Here is a 13,483-nt window from a genome sequence, read left to right as displayed (position 1 = left end):
GGTGGGGCGCTCCTTACTTGTTCTGGGCCGCGAAGTAGGCGGCGATCTGCCCGATCTGCGCATCGCTGTAGCCCTTGGCCAGCTGGTGCATGATGGTCGCGCTGCGCGTGCCGGCCTTGAACGCGGCCATCTGCGCGGTCAGTTGCTCGGCCGGCATGCCGGCCAGGGACACCACGCTGGAGCCGGGCTGGGCCTTGCCCTGCGTGCCGTGGCAATTGGCGCAGGTGGCGGCCAGGCTGCGCATGTACAGCGCGTCCTTGTCCTGGGCAGCGGCCGGCGCAGCGACCCCGGCCAGCCCGGCCGCGAAGGCCAGCATCATCTTCCATCGCATGGGCAGATCTCCTGGTGGTGCCTGGTTTTGGGGGCCGCCAGTATCCATGACGGCGTGCAGCCACCACCGACATTGTCTGCACAGGTGCAAGCCCGGGCGATCGGGCTACAGCGTGCGCGCCCGCTTGAAACTGAACAGCCAGGCCAGCAACACCGCAGGAAACTGCCGCACCGCACGGTTGTAGACCTCGACAGCGGCCGCGTACGCACGCTCGGCGCCCTGCACCTGGGTGCCCACGGCGTCCCATTCCGAGCGCAGCGTCGCCACTGGCTGGCCGCTGCGCGCGCGCGCCAGAGTCTCGTCGTCCAGGTACTGCCAGGCCATGGCCAGCACGGCGCGCGCGGCCACCAGGCCGGCCATGGCGGCCGTATCGGAAGGCTTGCCACGCACAGCGGCGAGCGACGCCGAGAACTGCGCACTGGCCGCCCGCAGGTTGCTCCAGGCATCGCCGGCCCGCGGGGGTGCATTGCCTGGCGGCGGCTCGGGCGCATGTTCGGCCATCCAAGCAGCATAGCGCTCCAGTTGCGCAACCAGGCTGGCGAAGATGGACCAGACCTTGGTGCGCAGGCGCACCAGGCGGTTGTAGGCGCCGACGCCCCAGAACAGCAGCACGGCGGCCACTCCACCCCAGACCAGCCAGGTACTCCATGCCGCTTGCATCACGTCCGCATCTCCATCGATCGATCACCCATAAAAAAACCCCGGGGCCATGATAGGGACCCCGGGGTCGGGCCGGCGTGACGCCGGCAGCGCGGTACGGCTTACTCGCCGGCCGGGCCCTCGCCGGCGGCGTCGGCCGTGGCTTCCTGTCCAGCCAGTTCGGCGGCTTCGGCTTCGGCGATGGCACGGCGCTCGGCGTCGTCCATCAGGTCCTTGGCCTTGCGTGCCTGGTGGTAGGCCATGCCGGTGCCTGCGGGGATCAGGCGGCCGACGATGACGTTCTCCTTCAGGCCGCGCAGCTCGTCGCGTTTGCCCATGATGGCCGCTTCGGTCAGCACGCGCGTGGTTTCCTGGAAAGAAGCCGCGGAGATGAACGAGTCGGTCGACAGCGAGGCCTTGGTGATGCCCAGCAGCAGGTTGCTGTAGGTCGGCGGGATCTTGCCGTCGGCCTGCAGTGCCTCGGAGGTGTTCAGGATCTCCGAGCGCTCGACCTGCTCACCAGCGATGTAGCCGGACTCGCCGACGTTGTCGACCACGACACGGCGCAGCATCTGGCGAACGATCACCTCGATGTGCTTGTCGTTGATCTTCACGCCCTGCAGGCGGTAGACGTCCTGCACTTCGTCGACGATGTAGCGCGCCAGTTCCTCGACACCCAGCAGGCGCAGGATGTCCTGCGGATCGGCCGGGCCGTCGACGACGGATTCGCCCTTGTTGACCACCTGGCCTTCGTGCACCACGATGTTCTTTTCCTTGGGCACAAGGTCCTCCCAGACCTTGCCTTCCGGGTCGGTGATCTGCAGGCGGATCTTGCCCTTGGTCTCCTTGCCGAACGACACGGTACCGGTCTGCTCGGCGAGCAGGCCCTTGTCCTTGGGCGTACGTGCTTCGAACAGCTCGGCCACCCGCGGCAGACCGCCGGTGATGTCGCGCGTCTTCTGGCCTTCGACCGGGATGCGGGCCAGCACTTCGCCAGGGCCGACCTCTTCACCGTCGCGCACCTGGATCAGCGAGCCGATCGGGAAGCCGATCGTCACCGAGTGGTCGGTGCCAGGGATCTTCACCTCGTTGCCGTTGGCATCGACGAGCTTGATCTGGGGACGCACGACCTTCACGGCGCCGCGGCGCTTGGGGTCGATGACCACCAGCGTGGACAGGCCCGTCACTTCGTCGACCTGGCGGGCGACCGTGAGGCCTTCCTCCACGTTCTCGAACTTCGAGCGGCCAGCGAACTCGGTGATGATGGGGCGCGTCAGCGGGTCCCAGTTGGCCAGCACGGTGCCGGCCTTGATGCTCTGGTCGGCCTTGACGGCCAGCGTCGCACCGTAGGGCACCTTGTGGCGCTCGCGCTCACGGCCGTGCTCGGAGATGATGATCTCGCCCGAACGCGCGATCACCACCAACTCGCCCTTGCTGTTGGTCACGTAGCGCATCGTGGCGTTGAAGCCCACGGTGCCGCTGGACTTCGCTTCCACGCTGGATGCGATCGCCGCACGCGACGCCGCACCACCGATGTGGAAGGTCCGCATGGTCAGCTGCGTGCCGGGTTCGCCAATGGACTGGGCGGCGATCACACCGACGGCCTCGCCCATGTTGATCAGGCCACCGCGGCCCAGGTCGCGGCCGTAGCACTTGGCGCAGATGCCGAAGCGCGTGGCGCAGGTCAGCGCAGTGCGGACCTTGACCTCGTCGACGCCGGCCGCTTCCAGCCCGTCGATGGTGTCTTCTTCCAGCATCTCGCCGGCAGCCAGCAGCACCGAGCGGTTCTCGGGGTGCAGCACCTCGTCGGCCGTGGTGCGGCCCAGCACGCGGTCGCGCAGCGATTCGATGACTTCACCGCCCTCGACGATGGCGCGCATGACGGTGCCGTCGTGCGTGCCGCAATCGTCTTCGGTCACGACCAGATCCTGCGTCACGTCGACCAGGCGGCGCGTCAGGTAACCCGAGTTCGCCGTCTTCAGCGCCGTGTCGGCCAGACCCTTGCGCGCACCGTGGGTGGAGATGAAGTACTCCAGCACGTTCAGGCCTTCACGGAAGTTCGCCGTGATGGGCGTCTCGATGATGGAGCCGTCCGGCTTGGCCATCAGGCCCCGCATGCCGGCCACCTGGCGGATCTGCGCGGCGGAACCGCGGGCGCCCGAGTCGGCCATCATGTAGATGGAGTTGAAGGACTCCTGGTCCACTTCCTTGCCGTGGCGGTCGATGACCTTCTGCTTGGACAGCTGGGCCATCATCACCTTGGAGACTTCGTCGCCCGACTTGCCCCAGATGTCCACGACCTTGTTGTAGCGCTCGCCGGCGGTCACGAGACCGGAGACGTACTGCTGCTCGATCTCCTTCACTTCCTTCTGGGCGCGCGCGATGATGCCGGTCTTCTCCTTGGGCACCAGCATGTCGTCGATGCAGATGGAGATGCCGGCCTTGGTCGCCAGGCGGAAGCCGGACTGCAGCAGCTTGTCGGCGAAGACCACCGTCTCCTTCAGGCCGCACTTGCGGAAGCTGACGTTGATCAGCTTGGAGATTTCCTTCTTCTTGAGCGCCTTGTTCATGTTGGAGAACGGCAGCCCCTTGGGCAGGATCTCCGACAGCAGAGCGCGGCCACCCGTGGTTTCCACGAGGCTGGTCGACGGCACGAACTCACCCGTGGTCTTGTCCTTGGTGTACTCGGTCAGGCGCACGTTGATCCTGGCGTTCAGGTCGAGTTCCCCCGCGTCGAAGGCACGGCGCACTTCACCGGTGTCGGCGAAGATCAGGCCCTCGCCCTTGCCGTTGATGCGCTCGCGCGTCGTGTAGTACAGGCCCAGCACCACGTCCTGCGACGGCACGATGGACGGCTCGCCGGAGGCGGGGAACAGGATGTTGTTGGAGGCCAGCATCAGCGTGCGGGCTTCCATCTGCGCTTCCACGGACAGCGGCACGTGCACGGCCATCTGGTCACCGTCGAAGTCGGCGTTGAAGGCGGCGCAGACCAGCGGGTGCAGCTGGATGGCCTTGCCTTCGATCAGGATCGGCTCGAAGGCCTGGATGCCCAGGCGGTGCAGCGTCGGAGCCCGGTTCAGCATGACCGGGTGCTCCTTGATGACCTCTTCCAGGATGTCCCAGACCACCGGCGTGCCGGATTCGACTTCCTTCTTGGCGGCCTTGATCGTCGTCGCGATGCCCATGGCTTCCAGGCGCGAGAAGATGAAGGGCTTGAACAGCTCGAGCGCCATCAGCTTGGGCAGGCCGCACTGGTGCAGCTTGAGCGTCGGGCCCACCACGATGACCGAACGGCCCGAGTAGTCGACGCGCTTGCCCAGCAGGTTCTGGCGGAAGCGGCCGCTCTTGCCCTTGATCATGTCGGCCAGCGACTTCAGGGCGCGCTTGTTCGCGCCCGTCATGGCCTTGCCACGGCGGCCGTTGTCCAGCAGGCTGTCCACAGCCTCCTGCAGCATGCGCTTTTCGTTGCGCGCGATGATCTCCGGGGCCTTCAGCTCCAGCAGACGGCGCAGACGGCTGTTGCGGTTGATGACGCGGCGGTACAGGTCGTTCAGGTCCGACGTGGCGAAGCGGCCGCCGTCCAGCGGCACCAGCGGACGCAGATCCGGCGGCAGCACGGGCAGCACGTCCAGCACCATCCACTCGGGCTTGATGCCAGACTTCTTGAACGCTTCCAAGAGCTTCAAGCGCTTGGCGTTCTTCTTGATCTTGACTTCCGAGCCGGTCAGGTCGTTGCGCAGCTTCTCGATGGCATCGTCGATGTCGATGCTCTCGAGCAGATCCTTGATGCCCTCGGCACCCATCTTGGCCTGGAATTCGTCGCCGTATTCCTTGCGCTTCGCGTCATGGTCGTCCTCGGTCATGATCGCGTACTTCTTCAGCGGGGTCATGCCGGGATCGGTCACGACGTACGCTTCGAAGTACAGCACGCGTTCGATGTCGCGCAGCGTCATGTCGAGCACCAGGCCCAGACGCGACGGCAGCGACTTCAGGAACCAGATGTGCGCGCAGGGCGCGGCCAGGTCGATGTGGCCCATGCGCTCGCGGCGCACCTTGGTCTGCGTGACTTCGACGCCGCACTTCTCGCAGATCACGCCGCGGTGCTTCAGGCGCTTGTACTTGCCGCACAGGCACTCGTAGTCCTTGATGGGGCCGAAGATCTTGGCGCAGAACAGGCCGTCGCGCTCGGGCTTGAACGTGCGGTAGTTGATGGTCTCGGGCTTCTTCACCTCACCGAAGGACCAGGAACGGATCTTCTCGGGCGAGGCCATGCCGATCTTGATCGCATCGAAATGCTGATCCGGCGTGAACTGCTTGAACAGGTCGAGTAGTGACTTCATAGCGTTGTTTCCTTTGCCTTGCCCTGATTAGCTGCGTTCCAGCTCGATGTCCAGGCCCAGGGAACGGATTTCCTTGACCAGCACATTGAACGATTCCGGCATGCCGGCCTCGATGGCGTGTTCGCCCTTGACGATGGACTCGTACACCTTGGTACGGCCGACCACGTCGTCGGACTTCACGGTCAGCATTTCCTGCAGGGTGTAGGAGGCGCCGTAGGCTTCCAGCGCCCACACTTCCATTTCCCCGAAACGCTGGCCGCCGAACTGGGCCTTGCCGCCCAGCGGTTGCTGCGTGACCAGCGAGTACGGGCCGGTCGAACGCGCGTGCATCTTGTCGTCCACCAAGTGGTGCAGCTTCAAGAAGTGCATGTAGCCCACCGTGGTCGGGCGCTCGAAGCGCTCGCCGGTACGGCCGTCGAACAGGTAGGCCTGGGTGCGCGTCTCCGTCAGGCCCTTGGCCGCGGCGACTTCTTCCGGGTAGCCCAGCTTGAGCATGGCGCGGATGTCTTCTTCGGCAGCGCCGTCGAACACCGGCGTCGCAAAGGGCACGCCCTGCGACAGGTTCTGCGCCATCTCGAGCACCTGGGTGTCGTCCAGCTCGGACAGGTCTTCCTTGCGGCCGGCGCTGTTGTAGACCGACTCCAGGTAGCCGCGCAGCTCGTTGGCACGCGCTTCACGCTGCAGCATGTCGCCGATGCGCTGGCCGATGCCCTTGGCAGCCCAGCCCAGGTGCACTTCCAGCACCTGGCCCACGTTCATGCGCGAAGGCACGCCCAGCGGGTTCAGGCAGATGTCGCACGGCGTGCCGTCGGCCATGTGGGGCATGTCTTCGACCGGAACGATCTTGGACACCACACCCTTGTTGCCGTGGCGGCCGGCCATCTTGTCGCCAGGTTGCAGGCGGCGCTTGACGGCCAGGTAGACCTTGACCATCTTGAGCACGCCCGCGGGCAGCTCGTCGCCCTGCGTGAGCTTCTTGCGCTTCTCTTCGAAGGCCAGGTCGAAGCTGTGGCGCTGCTGCTCGATCGAGTTCTTGATCGATTCGAGTTGCGAAGCCACTTCGTCTTCGGCCGGGCGGATATCGAACCAGTGGAACTTCTCGACCGAGGCCATGTAGGCCTTGTCGATCTTCGTGCCCTTGGCCAGACGCTGCGGGCCACCATTGGCGACGCGGCCATTCAGCAGCTTCTCGATCCGGTCGAACGCGTCGGCCTCGACGATGCGCAGCTGGTCGTTCAGGTCCAGGCGGAAGCGCTTGAGTTCGTCGTCGATGATCTGCTGGGCGCGCTTGTCGCGCTGGATGCCTTCGCGGGTGAACACCTGCACGTCGATGACCGTGCCTTGCGAGCCCTGGTCCACGCGCAGCGAGGTGTCCTTCACGTCGGAAGCCTTCTCGCCGAAGATGGCGCGCAGCAGCTTCTCTTCCGGCGTCAGCGTGGTCTCGCCCTTGGGCGTGACCTTGCCGACCAGCGTGTCGCCAGGCATGACTTCGGCCCCGACGTAGATGATGCCGGACTCGTCCAGGCGGTTGAGCTGCTGCTCTGCCAGGTTCGGGATGTCGCGCGTGATTTCCTCGGCACCCAGCTTGGTGTCGCGGGCCATCACCACCAGTTCCTCGATGTGGATCGAGGTGTAGCGGTCGTCGGCGACCACGCGTTCGGAGATCAGGATCGAGTCTTCGAAGTTGTAGCCGTTCCAGGGCATGAAGCCAATCAGCATGTTCTGGCCCAGAGCCAGTTCACCCAGGTCGGTGGAGGCGCCGTCGGCCACCACGTCGCCCTTGGCCAGCAGGTCGCCACGCTTGACGATGGGACGCTGGTGGATGTTGGTGTTCTGGTTGGAACGCTGGTACTTGATCAGGTTGTAGATGTCCACACCGACTTCGCCGGCGACGGCTTCGGCGTCGTTCACGCGCACCACGATGCGGGTGGCGTCCACGTAGTCGACGATGCCGCCGCGGCGGGCCGTGACCACGGTGCCGGAGTCGACCGCGGACACGCGCTCGATGCCGGTGCCGACGAACGGCTTCTCGGGGCGCAGCACGGGCACGGCCTGGCGCTGCATGTTGGCGCCCATCAGCGCGCGGTTCGCATCGTCGTGCTCGAGGAACGGCACGAGCGAAGCAGCCACGGAGACGATCTGCGCGGGCGACACGTCCATGTACTGAACGCGCTCGGCGCTGACCAGGATGGATTCGCCCTTCTCGCGCGCGGACACCAGCTCGCCGGTCAGGCGGCCTTCGGCGTTCAGCTCGGCATTGGCCTGGGCGATGACGTACTTGCCTTCCTCGATGGCGGACAGGTAGTCGATCTGCATCGTCACCGTGCTGTCGACCACGCGGCGGTACGGCGTCTCGATGAAGCCGTACTCGTTCAGGCGGGCGTACAGGGCCAGCGAGTTGATCAGGCCGATGTTCGGGCCTTCCGGCGTTTCGATCGGGCAGACGCGGCCGTAGTGGGTCACGTGCACGTCGCGCACTTCGAAGCCGGCACGTTCGCGCGTCAGACCGCCCGGGCCCAGGGCCGAGACGCGGCGCTTGTGCGTGATCTCGGACAGCGGGTTGGTCTGGTCCATGAACTGCGACAGCTGCGATGCACCGAAGAACTCCTTGAGCGCCGCGGAAATCGGCTTGGAGTTGATCAGGTCGTGGGGCATCAGCGGCTCTTGCTCGGCCTGGCCCAGACGCTCCTTGACGGCCTTCTCGATGCGGGCGAGGCCGGCGCGGTACTGGTTCTCGGCCAGTTCGCCGACGCAACGCACGCGGCGGTTGCCGAGGTGGTCGATGTCATCGACTTCACCGCGGCCGTTGCGCAGGTCCACCAGGATCTTGACCACGGCGAGGATGTCCTCGTTGGTCAGCACCATCGGGCCGGTGGATTCGTCGCGGCCGACCTTGGCGTTGAACTTCATGCGGCCCACGCGCGACAGGTCGTACGTGTCCGGGTTGTAGAACAGACGCTGGAACAGGGCCTGCACCGCGTCTTCGGTCGGCGGCTCGCCGGGGCGCATCATGCGGTAGATGGCCACGCGCGCGGCGAACTCGTCGGCGGTTTCGTCCGAACGCAGGGTCTGGCTGATGTAGGCGCCCTGGTCGAGTTCGTTGGTGTAGATCGCGGGCAGGTCCTGCACGCCGGCCGAGCGCAGCTTCTTCAGCAGCGCTTCGGTCAGCTCGTCGTTGGCCTTGGCGATGATCTCGCCGGTGTCGGCGTCGACGATGTTGCGCGCGACCACACGGCCGATCAGGAAGTCTTCCGGCACGCTGATGTGCGTGGTGCCCGACTGCTCCATGTCACGGGTGTGGCGGGCCGTGACGCGCTTGTCCTTGGCCACGATGACCTTGCCGGTCTTGTCGGTGATGTCGAAGCGCGCCACTTCACCGCGCAGGCGCTCGGCGACGAATTCCATCTGCGCGCCACTGTCCATCAGGCGGAAGTTGTCGTTGACGAAGAAGTTCGCCAGGATCGATTCCGGGTTCAGGCCGATGGCCTTGAGCAGGATCGTGACCGGCATCTTGCGACGGCGGTCGACGCGGAAGTACAGGATGTCCTTCGGGTCGAATTCGAAGTCCAGCCAGGAGCCGCGGTAGGGAATGATGCGTGCGGAGAACAGCAGCTTGCCCGAGCTGTGCGTCTTGCCCTTGTCGTGCTCGAAGAACACGCCCGGCGAGCGGTGCAGCTGGGAGACGATCACGCGTTCCGTGCCGTTGACGATGAAGGAGCCCTTCTCGGTCATCAGGGGCACTTCGCCCATGTAGACCTCTTGCTCCTTGACCTCCTTGACCACCTTGGACTGCGGCGTCGACGACTCACGGTCGTAGATGATCAGTTGCACCTTGGCGCGCACGGCCGAGGCGAACGTCAGGCCGCGGGTCTGGCACTCGCGCACGTCGAAGGCCGGCTTGGCGAGGTTGTACTCGACGTACTTCATCTCGACATAGCCGTTGTGCGAGACGATCGGGAAGGCCGCGTCGAACGCCGCCTGCAAGCCCTCGGTGGCGCGCTTCGCGGGGACGATGTCCGCCTGCAGGAACGCGGTGTACGCGTCCTTTTGCATCTGCAGCAGGTAGGGAACGTCCAACACGCTGTCGCGGGTGCCAAAGTTCTTGCGAATGCGCTTTCGTTCGGTGTAGGTATAGGCCATGAATTCTCCGGGCGAGGATACAAATCCTGCGACTGAGGCACCGGCACATGCTCCTGTGCGGTGAACTTGGCGGCTGGCCACTACCAACCTATGGCGGACGGCGATGCATTGCACATCGCCCGTACCAAGTCATCTTTTGCAGTCGAGTCAAAAGACACTCGAAAGGGGATTGGACCGCTTTCGGCTGCCTTCTGCAGCGGGGCACTTTGCAACGCTCCACAAGCACCAAAGGCTGGAGGCCCGTATCGGACACTCCAGCCTTGGCAAAACCCAAAATTACTTGAGTTCGACCTTGGCGCCAGCGTCTTCCAGCTTCTTCTTGGCAGCGTCGGCGTCGGCCTTGGCAATGCCTTCCTTGACGTTCTTCGGAGCGCCGTCGACCAGGTCCTTGGCTTCCTTCAGACCCAGGCCCGTGATTTCACGCACGGCCTTGATGACGGAGACCTTGTTCGCGCCGGCTTCGAGCAGCACGACGTTGAATTCGGTCTTCTCTTCGACGGCTGCAGCGGCAGCACCGCCGCCACCGGCTGCGGGAGCGGCCATGGCGGCTGCGCTCACGCCGAACTTCTCTTCGATGGCCTTGACCAGGTCGTTGAGTTCGAGGACCGTCATGCTGTCGAGAGCGGTCAGGAATGCGTCTTTATCGAATGCCATTTTGATTTCCTAAATAAGTTGGTTGTGCCGCGCGATCGTTCGATCAGGCTGCGGCGGCTTCGGCTGCGGGAGCCTCGGCTGCGGGTTCTGCGCCTTCGCCCTTCTTGGCGGCCAGCGCGCCCAGCACAACGGCCGTGCGCGAGATCGGGGACATCAAGAGGCCACAGATCTGGGCCAGCAGGACTTCCTTCGAAGGGATGTTCGCCAGTTGCTTGACGCCGTCGACGTCCAGGGCCTTGCCACCGAATGCACCGCCGCGGATCACCAACTTGTCGTTGGTCTTCGCGAACTCGGACACCACTTTCGCGGCGGCCACGGCATCGGTAGAGAAGCCATAGATCAGCGGGCCGGTCATCTGGTCGGACGCGACTTCGAATGCGCTTCCAGCGACAGCGCGGCGGGCCAGCGTGTTCTTCAACACGGACAGGCTCACGCCAGCGCTGCGCGCGTTGGAGCGCAGGCGGGTCATGTCAGCGACCGTGATGCCACGGTATTCCGCCATCACGAGCGTTTGAGCTTGAGCGGCGAGCCCGGTCACTTCGGTGATGACCGCTTCTTTCTCACTGCGATTAAGACTCAAGGTCTACTCCTTTGTTTGTGTCTTCGGGCCGGAGCCCTTCAACACGCCTTCTTGCAGCGACCAACTGTTCAGGAAAAAATCCATCTGCAGCGGGATCGCCATCTGCGTTGGTTGCTTGCGCGATTAAGTCCTTGTGAAGGACACCAACGGTCTTGGATGGCCCGGGCGGTCTTGCAACCACCCGGCCCACCACCTTGGGCCACCCTCGCGGGCGGCCCAAATTTCTTGCGATTACGCCGAGATGGACTGGGTGTCCACGCGGACGCCCACACCCATGGTCGACGAGACCGCCACCTTGCGCAGGTACAAGCCCTTGCTCGAAGCCGGCTTGGCCTTGGTCAGCGCATCGATCAGGGCCACCAGGTTGCCTTGCAGCTTGTCCGAATCGAACGAGCGGCGGCCGATGGTGCCGTGGATGATGCCGGCCTTGTCGACGCGGAACTGGACCTGGCCAGCCTTGGCGTTCTTCACGGCCGTGGCGACGTCGGGCGTCACGGTGCCGACCTTCGGGTTCGGCATCAGGCCGCGCGGGCCCAGGATCTGGCCCAGCGTACCGACAACGCGCATGGCGTCGGGTGCAGCGATGACCACGTCGAAGGGCATGTCGCCAGCCTTGACCATGGCGGCCAGGTCGTCCATGCCGACGATGTCGGCGCCGGCGGCCTTGGCTTCCTCGGCCTTGGCGCCTTGGGCGAACACGGCGACGCGCTTGGTCTTGCCGGTGCCGTTGGGCAGCACGACGGCGCCACGCACGACCTGATCGGACTTCTTGGCGTCGATGCCCAGCTGCACGGCCACGTCGATGGATTCATCGAACTTGGCGGTGGCGGCTTCCTTGACGATGCTCAGGGCGTCAGTCAGGGCGTACAGCTTGTTGCTGTCGACCTTGCCCTGCTGCGACTTTTGCTTCTTGGTCAGCTTGGTCATTTAGAGACCCTCCACCGTGATGCCCATGGAACGGGCGGAACCGGCCAGCGTGCGGATGGCGGCATCCACGTTCGCGGCGTTCATGTCCTTCAGCTTGGTCTTGGCGATCTCTTCGAGCTGTGCGCGCGTGATCTTGCCGACCTTGACGGTGTGCGGCGTGGCCGAACCCTTGTCCAGCTTGACGGCCTTCTTGATCAGGACCGTCGCGGGCGGGGTCTTGATGATGAAGGTGAAGCTCTTGTCCGCGAAGGCCGTGATCACCACGGGCAGCGGCAGGCCCGGCTCGACGCCTTGGGTCTGGGCGTTGAACGCCTTGCAGAACTCCATGATGTTGAGGCCGCGCTGACCGAGCGCCGGGCCGATCGGGGGGGACGGGTTGGCCTTACCAGCTGGCACTTGCAGCTTGATGAAGCCGACGATTTTCTTCGCCATGAATGAACTCCTTGCGGGTACAAGCGCTCCGGTCAGCCTGTGCAGGCCGCCTCGGCTCCCCGGGGGTGAAGACTCTTGCTAACCGCGGCCAACGCGCCGAGTCGAGAAAGCGCGTTGCCGTCGAGGCCGGGCTCGCGCCCGGCACCCTGAGTCAGGTCTTTTCGATCTGGCTGAATTCCAGCTCGACAGGGGTCGCGCGACCGAAGATCGTGACCGACACGCGGACCTTGTTCTTGTCGTAGTTGACTTCCTCGACCGACCCATTGAAGTCGGTGAAGGGGCCTTCCTTGACGCGCACGTACTCGCCGACCAGGAATTCGACTTTGTGGCGCGGCTTCTCCACGCCTTCCTGCATCTGGCTGACGATCTTGACGACCTCTTCTTCGGAGATCGGGGCCGGGCGGTTCTTGGCGCCACCGACAAAGCCAGTCACCTTGTTGGTGTGCTTGACCAGGTGCCAGGACTCGTCGTCCATCAGCATCTCGACGAACACATAACCCGGGAACAGGCGGCGCTCGGTCGTGCGGCGCTGGCCGTTCTTGACCTCGACCACCTCTTCGGTCGGCACCAGGATGCGGCCGAACTTGGCCTGCATGCCGGCGCGCGTGATGCGCTCGACGATGTTGCGCTCGACGGCCTTCTCCATGCCCGAATAGGCATGGACGATGTACCACCGGAAATCCGGGTTGGTCGGGCCCGGCATTGCGTCCGTCGCGGGAGATTCCACTGCGTCAGTCATTTATCGCTTCCAGCCCAAGATGAGGTCGTACAGCACCCATTCCAAGGTCTTGTCCGTGAACCACAGGAACAAGGCCATGACGACGACGAAGGCGAACACGTACGCCGTCATCTGCATGGATTCCTTGCGCGTTGGCCAAACGACCTTCTTGACCTCACGCCAGGCGTCGCGGCCGAAGGCGATCAGCTGGCGGCCAGGCTCGCTGTTGAAGAACAGAGCCACGGCAGCGGCCAGCCCGACAATCAATGCGCCCCATTGGGCCACCTGGCCCTGCTTGCCCAGCAGATAAAAACCAGCCAGCGCCGCAATGACGAGCGCCGCAGACACGGCCAACTTGGCCTTGTCCGCGCCGGTACTGACAGTTTCAACTTGCGAAGTCGCCATTTCGGCCCTAATGCTGCAATCAAACACGTGCGTCGTTCAGACGCTAAAGCCCGTCAGGCAAGTGACGGGCTTTTTCGGGGGGCCACCTGGATCAGGTGGCAGGGGCAGTAGGAATCGAACCTACAACCTTCGGTTTTGGAGACCGACGCTCTGCCAATTGAGCTATACCCCTCCGAATCACATCACTCGATGATCTTGGCGACCACGCCAGCGCCGACGGTCTTGCCGCCTTCGCGGATGGCGAAGCGCAGGCCTTCTTCCATGGCGATCGGGTTGATCAGCTTGACGGTGATCGACACGTTGTCGCCAGGCATGAC

General features: G+C 64.6%; 11 protein-coding genes and 1 tRNA gene. All 12 read right to left on the bottom strand.

The features are described 5' to 3' along the window. Positions 1-13 precede the first annotated feature (13 nt). Positions 14-331 carry a c-type cytochrome gene (locus tag DES41_RS27490; RefSeq protein WP_114470815.1) on the bottom strand — a complete coding sequence of 106 codons (318 nt, stop codon included), beginning with the start codon at positions 329-331 and terminating at the stop codon, positions 14-16. Positions 332-436: 105 nt separating this feature from the next. Beyond that, a complete protein-coding gene (locus tag DES41_RS27485) occupies positions 437-991 on the bottom strand; it encodes a LemA family protein (RefSeq protein WP_114470814.1) in 555 nt (184 codons plus the stop codon). Positions 992-1,092: 101 nt separating this feature from the next. Continuing rightward, positions 1,093-5,310 carry a DNA-directed RNA polymerase subunit beta' gene (rpoC, locus tag DES41_RS27480; protein WP_114470813.1) on the bottom strand — a complete coding sequence of 1,406 codons (4,218 nt, stop codon included), beginning with the start codon at positions 5,308-5,310 and terminating at the stop codon, positions 1,093-1,095. Between the two features lie 27 nt (positions 5,311-5,337). Continuing rightward, positions 5,338-9,450, bottom strand: a complete 4,113-nt coding sequence (rpoB, locus tag DES41_RS27475) for a DNA-directed RNA polymerase subunit beta (protein ID WP_114470812.1) — start codon at positions 9,448-9,450, stop codon at positions 5,338-5,340. A gap of 276 nt (positions 9,451-9,726) precedes the next feature. Continuing rightward, a complete protein-coding gene (gene rplL / locus DES41_RS27470; protein ID WP_114470811.1) occupies positions 9,727-10,104 on the bottom strand; it encodes a 50S ribosomal protein L7/L12 in 378 nt (125 codons plus the stop codon). Positions 10,105-10,147: 43 nt separating this feature from the next. Then, positions 10,148-10,684, bottom strand: coding sequence for a 50S ribosomal protein L10 (gene rplJ / locus DES41_RS27465; protein WP_114470810.1), 537 nt, complete (start codon positions 10,682-10,684; stop codon positions 10,148-10,150). Between the two features lie 231 nt (positions 10,685-10,915). Continuing rightward, a complete protein-coding gene (gene rplA / locus DES41_RS27460) occupies positions 10,916-11,611 on the bottom strand; it encodes a 50S ribosomal protein L1 (protein WP_114470809.1) in 696 nt (231 codons plus the stop codon). Further along, positions 11,612-12,043, bottom strand: coding sequence for a 50S ribosomal protein L11 (gene rplK, locus DES41_RS27455; RefSeq protein WP_114470808.1), 432 nt, complete (start codon positions 12,041-12,043; stop codon positions 11,612-11,614). 151 nt (positions 12,044-12,194) lie between these two features. Beyond that, positions 12,195-12,782: a transcription termination/antitermination protein NusG gene (gene nusG / locus DES41_RS27450; RefSeq protein WP_114470807.1), complete on the bottom strand. Its 588-nt coding sequence runs from the start codon at positions 12,780-12,782 to the stop codon at positions 12,195-12,197. Beyond that, complete coding sequence (secE, locus tag DES41_RS27445) at positions 12,783-13,166, bottom strand: preprotein translocase subunit SecE (protein ID WP_114470806.1); 384 nt, start codon at positions 13,164-13,166, stop codon at positions 12,783-12,785. It abuts the gene before it with no gap. Positions 13,167-13,262: 96 nt separating this feature from the next. After that, positions 13,263-13,338: transfer RNA gene (locus tag DES41_RS27440), tRNA-Trp, on the bottom strand. Between the two features lie 10 nt (positions 13,339-13,348). After that, positions 13,349-13,483, bottom strand: a 135-nt coding sequence (locus tag DES41_RS27435) for an EF-Tu C-terminal domain-related protein (RefSeq protein ID WP_484279570.1), incomplete at its 5' end; no start/stop codon positions are given.

Source organism: Pseudorhodoferax soli (assembly GCF_003337555.1).
GTDB lineage: Bacteria > Pseudomonadota > Gammaproteobacteria > Burkholderiales > Burkholderiaceae_C > Pseudorhodoferax > Pseudorhodoferax soli.
Note: the sequence above shows the minus strand (reverse complement) of the source record. Positions and strands in the feature narration are given on the sequence as shown.

Coding starts and splice junctions, on each gene's coding strand:
- DES41_RS27485 (WP_114470814.1), bottom strand. CDS start 991: ATGCAAGCGGCATGGAGTACCTGGCTGGTCTGGGGTGGAGTGGCCGCC.
- rplK (WP_114470808.1), bottom strand. CDS start 12,043: ATGGCGAAGAAAATCGTCGGCTTCATCAAGCTGCAAGTGCCAGCTGGT.
- rplA (WP_114470809.1), bottom strand. CDS start 11,611: ATGACCAAGCTGACCAAGAAGCAAAAGTCGCAGCAGGGCAAGGTCGAC.
- rpoB (WP_114470812.1), bottom strand. CDS start 9,450: ATGGCCTATACCTACACCGAACGAAAGCGCATTCGCAAGAACTTTGGC.
- rplL (WP_114470811.1), bottom strand. CDS start 10,104: ATGGCATTCGATAAAGACGCATTCCTGACCGCTCTCGACAGCATGACG.
- nusG (WP_114470807.1), bottom strand. CDS start 12,782: ATGACTGACGCAGTGGAATCTCCCGCGACGGACGCAATGCCGGGCCCG.
- DES41_RS27490 (WP_114470815.1), bottom strand. CDS start 331: ATGCGATGGAAGATGATGCTGGCCTTCGCGGCCGGGCTGGCCGGGGTC.
- rpoC (WP_114470813.1), bottom strand. CDS start 5,310: ATGAAGTCACTACTCGACCTGTTCAAGCAGTTCACGCCGGATCAGCAT.
- secE (WP_114470806.1), bottom strand. CDS start 13,166: ATGGCGACTTCGCAAGTTGAAACTGTCAGTACCGGCGCGGACAAGGCC.